Source organism: Traorella massiliensis (assembly GCF_900104665.1).
Classification (GTDB): Bacteria; Bacillota_I; Bacilli_A; order Erysipelotrichales; family Erysipelotrichaceae; genus Traorella; species Traorella massiliensis.
The window spans coordinates 135,890-152,194 of the sequence record NZ_LT629966.1 but is presented as its reverse complement, the minus strand read 5'-3'; the positions used below and the strand labels follow the sequence as shown (position 1 = coordinate 152,194).

General features: G+C 35.4%; 18 protein-coding genes. 17 read left to right on the top strand and 1 reads right to left on the bottom strand.

Annotation, left to right across the window (positions count from 1 at the left end; translation table 11 throughout):
• Position 1: 1 nt before the first annotated feature.
• The 6 genes from BQ5367_RS00965 to BQ5367_RS00940 are packed head-to-tail and all read left to right on the top strand — an operon-like array spanning position 2 to position 6,138.
• Positions 2 to 697, top strand: coding sequence for a PHP domain-containing protein (locus BQ5367_RS00965; protein WP_071440722.1), 696 nt, complete (start codon positions 2 to 4; stop codon positions 695 to 697).
• Entirely contained in the window at positions 679 to 1,293 is a 615-nt protein-coding gene (locus BQ5367_RS00960; protein WP_161940458.1) for an ATP-binding protein, read from the top strand. The genes BQ5367_RS00965 and BQ5367_RS00960 overlap by 19 nt, the downstream gene beginning before the upstream one ends.
• Complete coding sequence (locus BQ5367_RS00955) at positions 1,238 to 1,603, top strand: (2Fe-2S) ferredoxin domain-containing protein (RefSeq protein WP_071440721.1); 366 nt, start codon at positions 1,238 to 1,240, stop codon at positions 1,601 to 1,603. The genes BQ5367_RS00960 and BQ5367_RS00955 overlap by 56 nt, the downstream gene beginning before the upstream one ends.
• 2 nt (positions 1,604 to 1,605) lie before the next feature.
• Positions 1,606 to 3,402 carry an NADH-quinone oxidoreductase subunit NuoF gene (gene nuoF, locus BQ5367_RS00950; protein WP_071440720.1) on the top strand — a complete coding sequence of 599 codons (1,797 nt, stop codon included), beginning with the start codon at positions 1,606 to 1,608 and terminating at the stop codon, positions 3,400 to 3,402.
• Positions 3,403 to 3,415: 13 nt separating this feature from the next.
• The gene (locus BQ5367_RS00945) at positions 3,416 to 5,155 is read left to right on the top strand and encodes an NADH-dependent [FeFe] hydrogenase, group A6 (protein WP_071440719.1); all 1,740 of its coding nucleotides are present in this window, start codon (positions 3,416 to 3,418) and stop codon (positions 5,153 to 5,155) included.
• A gap of 29 nt (positions 5,156 to 5,184) precedes the next feature.
• The gene (locus BQ5367_RS00940) at positions 5,185 to 6,138 is read left to right on the top strand and encodes a Gfo/Idh/MocA family protein (protein ID WP_071440760.1); all 954 of its coding nucleotides are present in this window, start codon (positions 5,185 to 5,187) and stop codon (positions 6,136 to 6,138) included.
• On the opposite strand, the gene BQ5367_RS00935 is transcribed toward BQ5367_RS00940, so the two are convergent.
• Positions 6,133 to 6,846 (bottom strand): GTP pyrophosphokinase, encoded by a 714-nt coding sequence (locus BQ5367_RS00935; protein WP_071440718.1) that lies wholly within the window; start codon positions 6,844 to 6,846, stop codon positions 6,133 to 6,135. The genes BQ5367_RS00940 and BQ5367_RS00935 overlap by 6 nt on opposite strands.
• A gap of 174 nt (positions 6,847 to 7,020) precedes the next feature.
• Here BQ5367_RS00935 and BQ5367_RS00930 point away from each other — a divergent pair, with 174 nt between their 5' ends.
• The 11 genes from BQ5367_RS00930 to rlmD all read left to right on the top strand — a co-directional run bounded on the left by BQ5367_RS00930 (position 7,021) and on the right by rlmD (position 15,745).
• Positions 7,021 to 8,700 (top strand): DEAD/DEAH box helicase, encoded by a 1,680-nt coding sequence (locus BQ5367_RS00930; RefSeq protein ID WP_071440717.1) that lies wholly within the window; start codon positions 7,021 to 7,023, stop codon positions 8,698 to 8,700.
• A gap of 78 nt (positions 8,701 to 8,778) precedes the next feature.
• A complete protein-coding gene (locus tag BQ5367_RS00925) occupies positions 8,779 to 9,375 on the top strand; it encodes an ATP-binding protein (RefSeq protein WP_071440716.1) in 597 nt (198 codons plus the stop codon).
• Positions 9,376 to 9,513: 138 nt separating this feature from the next.
• Complete coding sequence (locus BQ5367_RS00920; RefSeq protein ID WP_071440715.1) at positions 9,514 to 10,092, top strand: bZIP transcription factor; 579 nt, start codon at positions 9,514 to 9,516, stop codon at positions 10,090 to 10,092.
• Positions 10,093 to 10,198: 106 nt separating this feature from the next.
• Complete coding sequence (locus BQ5367_RS00915) at positions 10,199 to 10,648, top strand: hypothetical protein (protein WP_071440714.1); 450 nt, start codon at positions 10,199 to 10,201, stop codon at positions 10,646 to 10,648.
• A 28-nt stretch (positions 10,649 to 10,676) separates the two neighbouring features.
• Entirely contained in the window at positions 10,677 to 11,153 is a 477-nt protein-coding gene (locus tag BQ5367_RS00910) for a hypothetical protein (RefSeq protein ID WP_071440713.1), read from the top strand.
• 52 nt (positions 11,154 to 11,205) lie between these two features.
• Positions 11,206 to 11,691 carry a thioredoxin fold domain-containing protein gene (locus BQ5367_RS00905; protein ID WP_071440712.1) on the top strand — a complete coding sequence of 162 codons (486 nt, stop codon included), beginning with the start codon at positions 11,206 to 11,208 and terminating at the stop codon, positions 11,689 to 11,691.
• Between the two features lie 90 nt (positions 11,692 to 11,781).
• Positions 11,782 to 12,795 carry an alpha-hydroxy-acid oxidizing protein gene (locus tag BQ5367_RS00900; protein WP_071440711.1) on the top strand — a complete coding sequence of 338 codons (1,014 nt, stop codon included), beginning with the start codon at positions 11,782 to 11,784 and terminating at the stop codon, positions 12,793 to 12,795.
• A 12-nt stretch (positions 12,796 to 12,807) separates the two neighbouring features.
• Positions 12,808 to 13,197 (top strand): Inorganic pyrophosphatase, encoded by a 390-nt coding sequence (locus BQ5367_RS00895; protein ID WP_071440710.1) that lies wholly within the window; start codon positions 12,808 to 12,810, stop codon positions 13,195 to 13,197.
• A gap of 33 nt (positions 13,198 to 13,230) precedes the next feature.
• Positions 13,231 to 13,593: a hypothetical protein gene (locus BQ5367_RS00890; RefSeq protein ID WP_071440709.1), complete on the top strand. Its 363-nt coding sequence runs from the start codon at positions 13,231 to 13,233 to the stop codon at positions 13,591 to 13,593.
• Positions 13,594 to 13,617: 24 nt separating this feature from the next.
• A complete protein-coding gene (locus BQ5367_RS00885) occupies positions 13,618 to 14,454 on the top strand; it encodes a YihY/virulence factor BrkB family protein (RefSeq protein WP_071440708.1) in 837 nt (278 codons plus the stop codon).
• Positions 14,438 to 15,745: a 23S rRNA (uracil(1939)-C(5))-methyltransferase RlmD gene (gene rlmD, locus BQ5367_RS00880; RefSeq protein ID WP_071440707.1), complete on the top strand. Its 1,308-nt coding sequence runs from the start codon at positions 14,438 to 14,440 to the stop codon at positions 15,743 to 15,745. The genes BQ5367_RS00885 and rlmD overlap by 17 nt, the downstream gene beginning before the upstream one ends.
• Positions 15,746 to 16,305: the final 560 nt, after the last annotated feature.

Sequence of the window (16,305 nt, the reverse complement as noted above, 5' to 3'; positions counted from 1 at the left end):
CATGCGTGTTGATCTGCACATTCACTCAGCTCTCTCACCTTGTGCTAGCGATGATATGACACCACATAATATTGTCAATATGGCTAAGTTATGTGGCTTAGAGATGATCAGCGTTTGTGATCATAATACGCTAGGACAGCAGCGAATGATGGCTGAGGTAGCTCAAAAATTAAATATGGGATACATCTTTGGCGTTGAGGTACAAAGTATCGAGGAAGTGCATTTATGTATCTATTTTAAGAATTATGAAAAGGCTATGGAGTTTGATAGCTGGCTGAAAATGAATTTGCCTTCCATCAGCAATGATGTTCGTTATTTTGGAAATCAGTGGCTGTTTGATGATAAAGATGAGGTGATTGGCAGTGAAGATATCCTGCTTCTTCAATCAGTAACCCAAAGCATTGATGTGATTGCTCAAAAGGCTCATCAGTGTCAAGGAATTGTGTCACTGGCTCATGTTTGTGATAAAGCGAATTCCATTTTAACCCAATTAGGTTTTATTCCTCAAAATTTGGAATTTGATTTAATTGAGGTTAAAAATAAGGATCAAAAAGAATGGGTGCAGAAAATGCATCCTTGGCTGAAAGAAGTATTATGGGTCAGAAACAGTGATGCTCATTATCTTCAGGATATCGATCTTTTTGAAGAAGATATCGATGAAGAAAAATGGGAAGCATTATGGAGGAAAGCTTTATGATGGCTGATTTAAGTATGTATTTGCTGGATATCACATCGAATAGCATACGTGCGGATGCATCTCATATCATGATTCGCTTTGAAGATAGCAAGAAGAAAAATGAAATATCTCTTGAAATTATTGACGATGGAAGGGGAATGGACGCAGAGATGGTGGAAAAAGTACAAAATCCTTTTTTTACCACACGAACAACAAGAAAAATTGGATTAGGTATACCATTTTTTAAAGAACTGGCTGAGCAGTGTGAAGGCCATTTTGAATTGGAATCAAAAGTGAATGAAGGAACAAGGATCAAATGTACGATGAAAAAAGATCATTGGGATGTTCCTCCCAGAGGTGATATTGGTGATGCACTGGTATTAGCTCTATGTATGAATGAAGCCATTCATATTCACTTTGATTATATAAGTGATGAGAAGCATTTTAGCTTTGATTCACAAGAAATCAGGGAAATCTTAGGTGATGTAAGCATATGTGAAGCTGAGATTTCTTCTTGGTGTAAAGCTTATATCAATGAAGGTATCAAAGAGGAGGAAAAAGATGAAGTCATTAGCAGATTTAAAAGCTCTGCGCGATCAGACAAAAAAGCGTCTTGACCTGCGCGATGGTGAAAATGATTACCGTATCGTAGTCGGTATGGGAACATGTGGAATTTCAGCGGGTGCCCGTCCGGTACTGAACACTTTTGTAGAAGAAGTTGGAAAGCATAATTATAGTGCAACTGTTACACAGAGCGGATGTATGGGATTATGTTCGTATGAACCAATTGTAGAAGTTTTTGATAAGCAGGGGAATAAGACAACTTATGTTCATATGAATCCTGCTAAGGCTGAAGAAGTTGCAAGAAAACATATTGGACAGGGAGAAATTTGTGAGGAATTTACGATAGGAGCAGCAGGTAGATAAGTATGGAGAGAATGAATGTACTGATCTGCGGAGGAACTGGATGTACTTCCTCCAAGAGTGATCTGATTGAGAAAGAGTTTAATCGTATTTTAGAGGAAATGGGCCTGGATAAAGAAGTCAAAGTTGTGAAAACAGGCTGTTTTGGATTATGTCAGAAAGGTCCAATTGTTGCGATTCATCCGGATAGAGTCTTCTATTGTCAGGTAAAAGTAGAAGATGTCAGTGAAATTGTAAATGAACATATTTATAAGGGAAGACGTGTAGAGCGTCTGGAAATGCATGATATTGATGAAGAAACAAAAGAAAAAGTTTTCAGTATGGATAAGATTCGCTTTTATGCAAAACAAAAGCGTATTGCATTGAAAAACTGTGGTGTGATCAATCCAGAAGATATCAATGAATATATTGCTCGTGATGGTTACATGGCTTTAGGTAAGGTGCTGACAGAAATGACACCGCAGCAGGTCGTGGATGAAATCAAGAAATCAGGACTTCGTGGACGTGGCGGCGGAGGATTCCTAACAGGTTTAAAATGGCAGTTTGCTGCTCAGGAAGAAAGTGATCAGAAATATGTGATCTGTAATGCTGATGAAGGCGATCCAGGTGCTTTCATGGATCGTTCTATCCTGGAGGGAGATCCACATAGCGTTATTGAAGCGATGGCTATTGCCGGTTATGCGATTGGTGCGAATTATGGTTATATTTATATTCGTGCAGAATATCCAATTGCGGTAGAACGTTTAAATATTGCAATTAAACAGGCTAGAGAATTAGGCTTATTAGGAAAAAATATTTTCTCGACAGATTTTAGCTTTGACCTAGAGCTTCGCTTAGGAGCAGGAGCTTTTGTTTGTGGTGAAGAAACAGCATTGATTGCTTCAATTGAAGGAAAACGTGGTATGCCAATGCCAAAACCACCATTTCCAGCTCATAAAGGTGTCTGGGGAAAACCAACGATCATCAATAATGTAGAAACATTGGCGAATGTAGCTCAGATCATTAATCATGGAGCTGACTGGTTCAAGTCGATGGGGACAGAAAAATCAAGTGGTACGAAAGTATTTGCCTTAGGTGGGAAAGTTGCGAATACAGGTCTTGTAGAGGTTCCAATGGGAACAACTTTACGTGAGGTGATCTATGAAATTGGTGGTGGCTGTCCAAATAATAAACGTTTTAAGGCTGTTCAGACAGGTGGACCAAGTGGTGGCTGTCTGACCGAAGCTGATTTGGATTCTCCAATTGATTTTGATACTTTAGTAGCTAAAGGTTCAATGATGGGATCAGGCGGTATGATCGTCATGGATGAAGATAACTGTATGGTTGATATTGCCCGTTTCTATATGGATTTTATCGTTGATGAGTCTTGTGGTAAATGTACGCCATGTCGTGTAGGAACCAAACGTCTTCTGGAGATGTTAACAGATATTTGTGAAGGAAGAGGTACGATGGAACTGATCGATGAGATGGAACAGCTCTGTTATACGATCAAATCAACAGCTCTTTGCGGTTTGGGACAGACTGCACCTAATCCAGTATTGTCAACATTGCGTTTCTTTAGAGATGAATATGAAGCACATGTGAAAGATAAACGCTGTCCGGCTCATGTGTGCAAGGCATTGCTTTCTTATTCGATCGATCCAGATAAATGTAAGAAGTGTTCTTTGTGTTCGAAGAAATGTCCTACTGGCGCTATCAGCGGTATTGCTGGTAAGGAAGTATTTAAGATTGATACAAGCAAGTGTATCAAGTGTGGTGCCTGCAAGGAAGCTTGTCACTTTGGCGCTGTTGAGATGAGATAGGAGGGCTTTGAAGATGGTGAAATTAAAAATTAATAATCAGGAAATTGAAGCTGCAGAAGGATCAACGATTCTTGAAGCAGCCAGAGCCAATAATATTCATATTCCGACACTTTGTTATTTAAAGGATTTAACGGGAACGGGAGCCTGTCGTGTGTGTCAGGTAGAAGTCAAAGGAGCTCGTAATTTATGTGCTGCCTGTATCTATCCAGTTAGTGAAGGAATGGAAGTTTATACAAATTCTAAAAAAGCTTTGGATGCTAGAAGAGGTATTGTTGAATTAATGCTGTCTAACCATTCTAAAAATTGTTTGCAGTGTATCCGTAACAACAATTGTGAATTACAGCGTTTAGCGGCACAAGTGGGTGTTCGTGAAGATGCCTTTAAGGGTGAAAAGACAAAGCCAACCTTTGATAATGCCAGTGATGGAATCGTTCGTGATACGAGCAAATGTGTTCTTTGCGGACGCTGTGTGAATGCTTGTGAAAAAATTCAAGGTCTAGGTGTACTCAATTATATCAATCGTGGTTTTAAAACAAGTGTTGGACCAGTTTTTGATTTATCTTTAAAAGATGTTAACTGTATGCAGTGTGGACAGTGTGTCAATGTTTGTCCAGTAGGTGCTTTACATGAAAAGGAAACGATTCATGAGGTCATTGAAGCACTGAATGATCCTTCTAAGCATGTGATCGTACAAACAGCTCCAGCTATCCGTGCAGGTTTAGGTGAAGAGTTTGGAATGCCAATCGGTACGAAGGTAACTGGAAAGATGGTAACCGCATTGAAGCTTTGTGGATTTGATCGTGTCTATGATACAAATTATGGAGCTGACCTAACCATCATGGAAGAAGGGAATGAATTCCTTCATCGTGTAAAAAAAGGTGGCGTATTGCCAATGATCACTTCTTGTTCACCAGGATGGATCAACTACTGTGAAAGAGAATATCCGGATTTATTAGATCATCTTTCAAGCTGTAAATCACCGCATATGATGTTTGGAGCCATTCTGAAGAGCTATTATGCAGAAACAAAGGGAATTGATCCTAAGGATATTTATGTTGTTTCTATCATGCCTTGTGTAGCTAAGAAGGGTGAAATCAATAAAAAAGAAAATGTTCATGAAGGTATGCAGGATGTTGATGCTGTCTTAACAACAAGAGAATGTGCTCGTTTGATCAAGATGTTTGGTATTAATTTTGCTGATCTGACAGATTCTGAATTTGATCAGGATATGTTTGGTGAATATTCAGGTGCCGGTGTCATTTTTGGAGCTAGTGGTGGCGTCATGGAAGCGGCTTTAAGAACAGTAGCAGATATTCTGGAAAAGAAAGAGCTTAAAAATATCGAGTACAAGGCTGTGCGTGGCGTAGAAGGCTTAAAAGAAGCTACACTGGAAATTGCTGGCATGGAAATTCATGTAGCTGTGGCTCATTCTATGAAGATCGCAAAACCGCTTTTGGATGATATTCGAAACGGTGTCAGCAAATACCATTTCATTGAAATCATGGGTTGTCCAGGCGGCTGTATCAATGGTGGCGGTATGCCATATATTAGCGCTGATATTCGCAATAGCGGCTTTGACTATAAAGCAAAACGTGCAGCTGCTTTATATGCAGAAGATGAAGAAATGCCGGTACGTAAATCGCATGAAAATAAACAGATCCAGGCACTGTATAAAAACTATCTGGGCGAACCAAACAGTGAAAAGGCACATCATCTGCTTCATACGACTTACAATAAAAGAGAAAGGTTCTAAAAAAGGCTCATTGAGCCTTTTTCTTGCTTATGATCAATATCGTCATTCTCGGCTGTGGTCACATTGCTGAACGCATTGCTTTAGGAATTCAGTATTCGAAAGGAAATCTCTATGGCATTGCCTCTAGAGATAAACAAAAGGCTGCAGCATTCGCCCAGAAACATCATATAAGTCATATCTATTCTTATGAAGAAGCCTTTCATGATCCTGCTGTTGATCTAATCTATATTGCAACGGCAAATCCAACACATGTTAAGCTCGCTCAAAAAGCCCTGTCTCATCAAAAACACGTTATTATAGAAAAGCCTCTAGCAGCTAACAGCCAGGAAATAAAAGAACTATTTGAAATAGCAAAACAGAATCACTGCTTTCTTATGGAAGCTCATAAAACTTGTTTTACCCCGCTCCAGCAAGAACTCCTAAAAAGAGTACATGAAATAGGTCCTATCCATACGATCAATGCCCAATACTGTGCAAAATTTAATGAAGAAAATTTAAAAGAATGGAACGTAGAAGAAAAGATGGGTGGAAGTTTTTATGATGTAGGAGTCTATCCTATTTGTTTTGCTCATCTATATTCACAAAGTCCGATCAAACGGATGAACTTTCATGTCAATACCTATAAAAACTTTGATTGTGATTTTGAATGCCAGTGTCAGATTGAATATGAGAATGGCATTCTCGCAACACTTAAATCAAGCTGGTTAAACAAAGAAGAAAATAAAGGCATTCTTATCGGAGAAAAAGGAAGTATCGAAGTTACTGATTTTTGGAAAAATACAGAAGCTAAGATCGTGATCCAAGGTCATGAAGAACGCATTGAAGTAAATCAAAAAAGTGATTTTACAGGGGAGATCGATCATGCGATCGACTGTATCCAAAAAGGACTTTTACAAAGTCCTATAATGTCTGAAAGCTTCAGCATTCATATATCTTTAGTTTTAGAAGAAATGAAAAGACAACGAAAAAAGACTTCATCATAAAGTCTTTTTTTGCGATGAATCAACAATTATTTTCTTTAGCGAATCAATCATTTCTTCATAGTCATCATTTTGATCAGCTTCCTCCTGATGAACCTCTTCATTTAAAGCCAGCATTTTCTTGTCTAAAAATTTTACGATATCTGCACATTCTCTTAATTCACGTTGAATATGAGGAGGTATATCTTTTTCATATTTATAACGAATCTTATGTTCAATAGAGGCCCAAAAATCCATGGCAATGGTACGAATCTGGATTTCTACTTTTGTATTGATGCATCCTTCTGCCAGATTGACTGGAACGGAGACAATCAAGTGATAACTTTGATAACCGCTAGGTTTTTGATTCTTGATATAATCCTTGTGAACAAGGATTTTTAAATCATGCTGCTTTTCCAACAAATTAACGATTGCATAAATATCACTTGTAAATTTACATACGATACGTATTCCGGCAATATCATCAATATGTTTGACCATATTTTCTGTTGTCATTTCAATATTATTTTTCTGCATTTTCTTAAAAATGCTTTTAGGAGTCTTGATACGTGAAGAAATATGTTCGATCGGACTATAAGAATTAGCAATCTTAAATTCTCTATTTAAAATATTGATACGTGTTAAAACCTCTTCTAAGGCTGCCTGGTAAAGCAGCATTGTTTTTTCAAGCTGTATTTGTATTCGAGGTAATGCTTCAACTATTTCATTCATCAATAATCACCATTTTTATTATAACGCTAAAACCGTTTATTTTATTGTTGATAATTTGTGAAAAAATGGGAACCTATCAGAAATGTTCGAAAAAAAGACACTAAAGAGGATTTCTTTTGCATTTACTGACAATAAATGGTATAGTGGTACAGATAACGATAGAAAGAGGAAAAAATGAGTAATTTTTATAAACTAGGTTTAAGCGAAGAGATAAATCGTGCAATTGAAGAGTGCGGTTATTTAGAACCAACTAAAATACAGGAAGATGCAATTCCTGTTTTAATGAAAAATCGAGATGTTCTTGGAAAAAGTAACACCGGTACAGGAAAGACGGCCGCTTTTGGGCTGCCGGCAATTGAAAAAGTCGATCCATCGATACGTAGTCCCCAAATTTTAATACTGGCACCAACAAGAGAACTGGATATTCAGATTGCGACAGAACTAAGAAAGTTCTCCAAATATAAAGAGGGCGTAAAAATCGTTCCGATCTATGGCGGAGAATCCATCGAGAATCAGATTCGTCTTCTAAAAAGAGGCTGTAATATTGTAGTAGGAACTCCAGGAAGAGTCATGGATCATTTGCGTCGTAAGACACTTAAACTGGATGAGATCAGCATGGTTGTCTTAGATGAAGCGGATGAAATGCTGAATATGGGATTTAAGGAAGATATTGAGACGATTCTCAATTACATGGAAAAAGGAAGCTATCAGATGGCACTGTTCAGTGCAACGATGCCGGATGCAATTTTGAAGATCACTCAGCAATTTCAAAATGATCCTGTGATGATTGAAGTTAAAAGTGCCCAGCGTACGATCGATACGGTTGATCAGATTTATTATGAATGTCGTCGAGGACAAAAAGGGGAAGCACTGCGTGTTGTTTTAGAAACGCTGCATCCAAGTTTAACCATGATCTTCACAAATACAAAAAAGATGGTAGAAGAGCTGGTTGATGAACTGAATCAGCATGATATCAAAGCAATTGGCTTGCATGGTGATATGAAACAGCAAGTAAGAACAAGGGTCATGAATCAGTTCAAACAACGTAATTATCCAATTTTAATTGCAACCGATGTTGCAGCAAGAGGTATTGATGTCGATGATATTGATCTGGTAGTTAATTATGATATCCCGCAAGATCATGAATATTACATACACCGTGTAGGAAGAACCGGCAGAGCAGGAAAAAAAGGATTAGCGGTAACGCTTGTTTCAGGAAGTGCTCAGAAACGTTTTATCAAAGATATTTCAAGATATACGAAAACCCATATTCGTAATGTTCCATTGCCAAGCAGTGAACAGCTGATCGAACTTAATAAAAGAAAATATATCGAGAAAGTACTTCAAGCTTGTTCAGAAGGTATCAATTCACAGACTTTTGAAATTGCTAATGAGCTGTTAAGTGAAGGCGTTGCGATTGAAAATCTTGTAGGAGCATTGATATCGCTGAGCTATAAGCCATTAGATGTACATATTACAGAACCTGAAAAGAGAAAAAACAAGCAACGTAATTTTAAAGAAGGCGAAACAACTACTTTACATGTGAATGTTGGTAAAAACCAGGGAGTAACGCCTAGTCATATCGTAGCAGCCATTGCGGAATATACAAATGGCTCAAGTGATATGATCGGCAAGATTGAAATGAAAAGCTCTTATGCTTTGGTGGATATTGAAAACAGTGCCGTTGATCTGGTACTTAACAGCATGCATTCATGTAAGATCAAAGGATTTGATGTCACAGTTAAATTAGATGGTGGCAAAGGTCATAAAGCAGTTTCTGAAAAGAAAAAATCATCTTCAAGAAAATCATCCTATAAAACAGAAAAGAAAAGAAGAACCCGTTCGGATCAATAAGACGGGTTCTTTTAAAATGATAAGCATAAGACATGAAAGAACTTGGGAAAAATTGTATAATGAAAATGGGTGAGAACAATGAAAAACAGAGTTGTCATTGATGAATCAAAATGTAATGGCTGCGGAAACTGTGTAAAAGTTTGTACGAATTCAGTTTTACAATTAATAAATGGAAAAGTACACGTCGTAAATGAAAAAAGATGTGACAATAATGGCTACTGTATGCAGTTTTGTCAGGAAAATGCGATGAGCTTTCAGCCAAAGGTCAAAAGTTTCTGTGTAGGTGATGAGTGTGATTGTGAAGCTACCTCAGAACTATATAACTGGCCGGTACAGATTACCAGTGTTAATTCTAATAACCGTTATCTAAAGGATGCAAGACTGCTTATTGCGGCCGATTGTTCAGCCTATGCCTATGCTAATTTTCATCAGGATTTTATTCGGGATCATGTAGCCTTAATTGCCTGTCCTAAAAATGATCTGACGAATCATTTATTAGAAAAATGTACGGCTTTATTTAAAAATGTAGATTTTGAAAGCGTGGAAGTGATTGCGATGAATGCGCCATGCTGTAAACCTTTATTAGAAACGATAAGAGAAGCTATTCAGCTGAGTGGTAAGAATTATGAAGTTTATGAAAGAATTGTTACACCAGATGGGGAAATTTTTGAATGATAAATAATTACTAATAGAAAATATGATAAAAATTTGTAAAAGAACGACCACCTTATCTACTTTTATTTATTGAGTAAAAATGATAATATAATGATAGAAAAGATACTAGAGAATGAATAGATAAGGGAGGTAAATTTTATGAAGAAAAAGTATTTTATCATAATTGTGGCATTGTTTGTAATCTTGAGTGGCTGTAACAATATTTCTAAGAGTAAATACGATAATTTGAATGAAAAATATAATGTAGTCGTTGCCCATAGAGATGAGCTGGCAGATGAGATCCGTGATCTTGAAGCTGAAAATCATAAACTCGAAGTAGAACTTGAACAAGTTAAACAGCTAAATGAGGTGAGCGATGAAAAAGGAATGGTGAAGGTCGTGCTTAGTGGTGGGTTTACTGTCACTGTTCATTCACTGATTCCAAATTATGCCATTCATCCTGAGCGTCCGCTTTGTGCTGTTGTCAGTCATTTTCAGAGTAGTCCATTCGTGATTTATTTAGGGGATGAACTGATTTCTCAGGTTGAGGAAGGAAAGACGTATGTATTTGAAATTGAACGGACAGTGGTGGATATGTCTCGGGACCAATATCAAAAAGGTGTCGTAACCGAAGCATTTATTCCTTTATATAATCTTCGAATTACTTCTGTACGTCTGCCAAACGATGATGAGATTGGTTTAGAAGAAGCTACGATTACTATGACATTGGCTGATTAAAAGGGATTGGATCCCTTTTCTTTATGTGGAAAAGTCTTAATTATGTGGAATTTTGGGAATATATTGAAAAGTTTTCATTTTGAAGTATAATATGTTTGAGGGTAATATGAAAATCAAAAGCAATCGTTTTAAATGTCGTAATCTGCCTGCAAACTATGTAGTTGATGCAAGAATCAAATCAAAGCCTATCATGTCGATGTGCTTTGTTGCGGTTACAGGATTTATTTTATTATTTCAGGATTCTTATTTTTTTATGGGAGTTCTCTTGCTTTTTTTCAGTGGGTATTCGCTTTTGTTTTCAAAAAATCAGACAACTGTTGAATTTAGTGATGATTTTGTAGTTTTTTATTTGGATGATCATCATGGCGAATGCTATCTGATATATTATACTGATATTGAAAATTATGAATATCAGCGTAAATTGTTTGATACAGATGTTGTGAAAATTAAGCTTAAAAATCAGAAAATTTTAGAATTCAAGTCATTAGATCGACGTAAGATACAAAAAAATTTTAAAAAGCATGTAGTATATAAAATAGAAGATGATGAGGAATGATCATTTTCTTTTTTTAAAAGGAGGTAACATGAAAAAAATATTATTATCTTGTATAACTATGCTGCTAATGGCTGGCTGTTCGCCATCTTATCCACGTGATACAAGTACGGCACGTTTACGCCAGTTAAGCATGGATGAAGTGAATGAAATGATTGAAAATGATGAAACATTTATGTTTGTATTTACACAAGAGACATGTTCAAGCTGTCTTTATTTCAAAGAGAATGTTTTATTTTATTACATTCAGGATCATGGCTTTGATTTTAACGAAGTCGTTTTAGACATGGGAAGTGATGATTTTCAAAAAGCTGCTGATTTTGTGGCAGAACATCCTAATCCAGAACAGTTTCTGACTTCAGACTTGCTGCCAACAGATGTGTTAACACCTTCGTTTTACTTTATAGAAGAGGGAGAAGTGATGGAAATCTATATTGGTGGCGATTTATCCGTGGATGAGTTTGATCAGCTTATTCAGAAGTATCAGTTAGATAAAATAGAGGAGTAGTTTGTATTTTTCGTAGAATATGATATAATCTTTAATTGCTGGAGGTATTTCAATGAAAAAATTAATATTGGGATTATGTATGAGTCTTGCTTTGTTTGGATGTTCATCACAGCCAAGTTATGATAGATCGACAGATATGGGAACGATTCATACGTTATCATTAGATGAAGTGCTTGAAAGAATGGAGAATGGGGAAACTTTTATGTTTGCCTTTACAATGGAATCTTGTCACAATTGTGAGGATTTTAAAGAAAATATTTTGTCAGACTATATTCGTGATCATGGTTTTGAATTTAATGAAGTAGTACTGGATAATGAAAAAGATCCACAGTCAGTTTATGATTTTGTGGCAGAGCATCCAAATCCTGCAGATCAAATACCGGAAGGTTATTCTGAAACAGATGTATTAACACCTACCTTTTATTTTGTGAAAGATGGCGAAGTAGAAGATATTTTTGTGGGGGCTAATTTGACAGAAAAACAGTTTGATGAATACATACAGAAATATCAGTTAGATAAGGTGGAAGAGCAGGAATGATTCCTGCTTTTTTTGAAAAGTAATGAAAATAATGAAAAGAATTGAAAATACCTTTCAAGTACGATATAATAACAATTGGAAGTGAAAATAATGAATGATATAGATGAAATAAAAAGACAGGCAAGAAGTAAGATGACGAAATGTAAAGCCTGCAGGGAATGTAATGGGATTGTATGTGCTGGACAGACACCGGGAAGTGGCGGCAAAGGGAATGGTTCAACTTTTATAAGAAATGTTTCTAAGTTAAAAGAAGTTTGTGTCAATATGAATGTAATTGCTTCAAATGAAGAAGTTTCTACTGAAAGTGATTTTTTTGGAAGTAAAGTAGCATTACCTGTTTATGTTGCACCGATTGGCAATATAAAAGCAAATTATGGTGCTGATATGAGCGAATACGAATATACATATGCTTTGGTTGAAGGCTGTGGAAAAGAAACGATCGTTTTTAGTGGCGATGGTCAGAATTTAGATGTGCTCATGGAGCCCCTTAAAGCTGCTCATGATGGATGGATCGTTCCGACGATCAAACCTTGGCAGAAAGATGAAATGAAAAAGCGCATTGAGATGATTAAATTAAGCGGATGTAGCGTATGTTGTAGTGATATAGATGCAGCAGGTCTGGTTTCATTAAAAACAGGAACACCAGCAGTTGAATTTAAAGATACAGAAGGTTTGAAGGAAATTGTTGAAGCTGCTCAGATGCCTGTTATTTTCAAAGGAATCATGACAGTTGATGCTGCTAAGAAAGCAATGGAAGCGGGTGCTGCAGGAATCGTGGTAAGCAATCATGGAGGGCGTGTGCTTCAGGATAGCTTGTCAACGATTGAAGTGTTAGAAGAAATTGCCGATGCTGTTGGTGATCATATGAAAGTATTTGTCGATGGCGGTTTCAGAAGCGGCAGTGATGTTTTTAAGGCATTGGCGTTAGGTGCTGATGGTGTATTAATTGGCAGACCTTTCTCCATTGCGGCAATAGGATATCATGCAGATGGTGTCAGAACTTATCTTCATCAGATTCAAAATGAATTAAAGGAAACGATGATGATGTGTGGATGCCGCAGCATATCCGATATAAAGAAAGCTTGCGTAAGAGTGATGTTTTAGGAGGTAAATAATATGAACGCATATGAAAACAACGCCTTTTTTTGGCAAAAACTAGATACTTTATATCTATCCAGTCAGCTAGTGATTGATCGCCCAAAAAATACATGTCATTATAAATATTCTAATCTTGTATATCCGGTTGATTATGGGTATTTGAGCGATAGTACGGGCAGCGATCAGTCTCCAATCGATGTTTTTAAAGGAAGTATTAAAAGTACTAAGGTAGGAGCTATCGTAGTAACTGCCGATATATTAAAAAGAGATTGTGAAGCTAAGCTTCTTATTGGATGTAGTGAGGAAGAAATACAAAATATTTTGGTTTTTTTGAATCAAACAGAATTTCAGAAAGCTGTTTTATTACAAAGAGGAGACGAAATGCCTGATTGGGCAAGTGCAGATTAAGAAGTAATATTTACTTCTTTTTTTTGGAGGAACATGAAAAAACTACTGCTTATGATCTGTCTTATGTTTGTTGGCTGTACACCGGTTAGAAAACTGGAGGATTTAGAAAATGCATTATATGAAACAAAAGATGTATATGTGGAAATGGAGAAAGCAGCTGTTTTTGAATATTTTTCCATTAATGAAAAGGATTTTAGCGATTTTATTGCTCTTAAGACACTGCTTGTATTTAATGAAAAAGAAATATTTATTTTTGAAAATGCAAGTGAACATTTACTTCAAGTATTAAAGGAAAAAGAAAAGAGTTTTATATCTGTATTCGATAAATATACAGTGTATTTAAGTGAAAAAGATGAAGAATTATTAAATTTGATTACAAAGTATTTGAATGAATAGCCTATATTCGGATATAATGAAGTCATGAGAAAAATTATCGCCTGTATTGATCAAATCAATTCATTTGAAGGAAGTCTTTTTATATATTCTTTATCGTTTTCATTGCTTTTGACGATTGCACCTGCATTGATCGTTTTTGTGGCATCCTTTCAGTTATTAAACATTGATATAAATCAGGTTATTCACTTGCTTTCTCAAATAATGCCTGTAGAACTTATTTCACCATTTATTGATTTTCTTTTAAATAAAAGCAGTTCTTCTATTTTAGTATCTATGATATCAATGGGTGTTTCTTTATTTCTTGCAAGTCGCTGTATCTATTCATTTTTATTAATTGCAATAAGCGTAGAAAAAGTAGATTATCCTAAATGGTCCATACGTATTTATAGTGTTTTTGAATTTGTGTTAATCTATCTATATGTAATCGGATGTGTGATGCTGACTTCTTATTTAGGAAGAATATCGTTTATATATGTGCCTGTTTTGTATTTTGCAGCAGCATTTGTCGGTTTTTATGTCTTCTATCATTTATGTACATTTAAAGATAGAGGAAAGAGTTATGGGCTGATAGGAGCGTTGTTTTCAACGATTGCGATATATCTGGTAGGACTTTTGTTTTTTCAAATCGTTTATCATTTTACCAATTATGATTCGATCTATGGTCCTTTAGCTTCTTTAATGGTTTTATTTTTATCAGTACTGGTGATTTCAATGATCATTTATATGGGATATGTTTTAAATACCCAGTTTATTCATACAAAAAAAGAAAAAAATCGTCGGAATTGGTTTTTCCATTTCTGTGCGGATATTGAAACAAGAATGTTAAGAAAGGTTAAAGAAAAATATGAAAATAGAAATTAAGAAAAGTGGTATTAATGGAGAAGGTATTGGTTATGTGGATCGTCAGCCAGTATTTGTGGAGGGAGCTTTACCTTCAGAAACCGTTGAAGCAGAGATCATAGAAAAAAATAAAACTTACATGACTGCGAAAACAAGGCAGATCATTCATAAATCAAAACATCGATGTACACCTAAGTGCCACATTTATAAACAGTGCAAGGCTTGCTCATTGATGATTGCAGACTATGAATTACAGTGTCAGATGAAAGAAGAAAATCTTAAACAGAGTCTAATGAAATATGCCTCGGTTTCATCGTCATTAGTCAGACCAATCATTAAAAGCGATCAAATCTTTCATTATCGCAATGCCTGCAAGATTCCATTTGGTATGGAAGGAAAGAAGCTGGTTACAGGAATGTTTCAGCCAAATTCAAATTATTTTACTCCTATTGAAGAATGTATCGTTCATGATAAACAAATTGAACGGATACGTAAAGAAATTCTGATTATATTAAATGATTATCATTATAAGGCATATGATTCATCTGTCAAAAAAGGTTTCCGTACATTAGCCATTCGTCTGCTTGGAAATCATGCACAAGTTACTTTAGTAACCGGAGAAGATGTGATTGATGAAGAATGTGTACAAAGAATCTTGAAGATTCCTTCTGTGATTTCTTTGTGGCAAAGTATTCATACACAAAAGAAAACAGTAGAAATCTTCGGTAATAAAATGATTCCTCTTTCTGAAAAAAGATTTCTAGATTTTGATTTAAAAGGGGTGCATGTGAAATTATCACCACGTTCTTTTTTTCAGTTAAATACACAACAAGCCAATCGTTTATATGACATTGTTAAGGAAGAAGCTGGTCAAGTCAACTTATTAGTTGAAGCCTATAGTGGTATTGGCGGTATTTCTTTCACATTAAGAGATAATGCAAAAGAAATTATTGGTATTGAGAGTGTTAAAGATGCTGTAGTGAATGCAAATATGAGTGCCAAGGAAAACCGTCTTGATCATATGCATTTTATCTGTGATGATGCTGCTTATAAATTGGAATATCTTTCTAAACATAAGGAAATTGATATGTTAGTGGTAGATCCTCCAAGAAGCGGATTAGATGAGAATATGTTGAATGTCATCTTAAGAAGCAGAATTAAAAAGATCATATACATATCTTGTAATCCAGCAACACTAGGAAAAAATCTCGCAGTACTTAAGAAAAAATATCAGGTAAACAAAGTAATACCTCTAGATATGTTTCCACAGACAGCTTGGATAGAGTCTGTTACTGTACTGACAAGAAAGTAGATTTAAGCAGGGATTATAAATGCTGTTTCACTAAGATATCTAAGTTTAATTAAAAGAAAAATAGGTATTAACTGATACTAAATAGAAATTGCCTGGGTTTTAAGTAAATCAGGCTTTTTATTTAAAAAACTTTCTTAAGTAAGAACAGCATGTTAATAAGTAAAAAATTAGAACTAAACATTTCACCAAAGAGTCATTGCGATTAAATGTGGTTAAATTTAACTTGTATACATCATTTTACCCTCTAAAAAATTGTAACAATTGAAGATTTAGATAACTTATTGATGATTAATAAGTTAACTGAGTTTTGTTCTTCTATATATTTTAATACCTTATCTGATCTATAAATTATTTAATATATCAAATTTCTTTTATTGCATTTTACTCAAGAAATTTGCTTCTTACGCAAATATTATTGTTTGTAAAAAAATTATATGCTATATTTCGAGTGTAGTTAAAGTCATTAAATTATGGAGAAGGAGGGAAATATATGAAAACTTATTTTGCTCATAATAATAGAATTATTTTGGAAATTAGATTGATTAAATATTTAGTTGAAT

Bases quoted from the DNA above. Each gene is read 5' to 3' on its own strand.
- BQ5367_RS00910 (WP_071440713.1), top strand. From the start codon at position 10,677: ATGAAAAAAATATTATTATCTTGTATAACTATGCTGCTAATGGCTGGC.
- BQ5367_RS00900 (WP_071440711.1), top strand. From the start codon at position 11,782: ATGAATGATATAGATGAAATAAAAAGACAGGCAAGAAGTAAGATGACG.
- BQ5367_RS00960 (WP_161940458.1), top strand. From the start codon at position 679: ATGGAGGAAAGCTTTATGATGGCTGATTTAAGTATGTATTTGCTGGAT.
- BQ5367_RS00915 (WP_071440714.1), top strand. From the start codon at position 10,199: ATGAAAATCAAAAGCAATCGTTTTAAATGTCGTAATCTGCCTGCAAAC.
- BQ5367_RS00940 (WP_071440760.1), top strand. From the start codon at position 5,185: ATGATCAATATCGTCATTCTCGGCTGTGGTCACATTGCTGAACGCATT.
- BQ5367_RS00965 (WP_071440722.1), top strand. From the start codon at position 2: ATGCGTGTTGATCTGCACATTCACTCAGCTCTCTCACCTTGTGCTAGC.
- BQ5367_RS00905 (WP_071440712.1), top strand. From the start codon at position 11,206: ATGAAAAAATTAATATTGGGATTATGTATGAGTCTTGCTTTGTTTGGA.
- BQ5367_RS00895 (WP_071440710.1), top strand. From the start codon at position 12,808: ATGAACGCATATGAAAACAACGCCTTTTTTTGGCAAAAACTAGATACT.
- nuoF (WP_071440720.1), top strand. From the start codon at position 1,606: ATGGAGAGAATGAATGTACTGATCTGCGGAGGAACTGGATGTACTTCC.
- BQ5367_RS00930 (WP_071440717.1), top strand. From the start codon at position 7,021: ATGAGTAATTTTTATAAACTAGGTTTAAGCGAAGAGATAAATCGTGCA.
- BQ5367_RS00925 (WP_071440716.1), top strand. From the start codon at position 8,779: ATGAAAAACAGAGTTGTCATTGATGAATCAAAATGTAATGGCTGCGGA.
- rlmD (WP_071440707.1), top strand. From the start codon at position 14,438: ATGAAAATAGAAATTAAGAAAAGTGGTATTAATGGAGAAGGTATTGGT.
- BQ5367_RS00890 (WP_071440709.1), top strand. From the start codon at position 13,231: ATGAAAAAACTACTGCTTATGATCTGTCTTATGTTTGTTGGCTGTACA.
- BQ5367_RS00920 (WP_071440715.1), top strand. From the start codon at position 9,514: ATGAAGAAAAAGTATTTTATCATAATTGTGGCATTGTTTGTAATCTTG.
- BQ5367_RS00935 (WP_071440718.1), bottom strand. From the start codon at position 6,846: ATGAATGAAATAGTTGAAGCATTACCTCGAATACAAATACAGCTTGAA.
- BQ5367_RS00955 (WP_071440721.1), top strand. From the start codon at position 1,238: ATGAAGTCATTAGCAGATTTAAAAGCTCTGCGCGATCAGACAAAAAAG.
- BQ5367_RS00945 (WP_071440719.1), top strand. From the start codon at position 3,416: ATGGTGAAATTAAAAATTAATAATCAGGAAATTGAAGCTGCAGAAGGA.
- BQ5367_RS00885 (WP_071440708.1), top strand. From the start codon at position 13,618: ATGAGAAAAATTATCGCCTGTATTGATCAAATCAATTCATTTGAAGGA.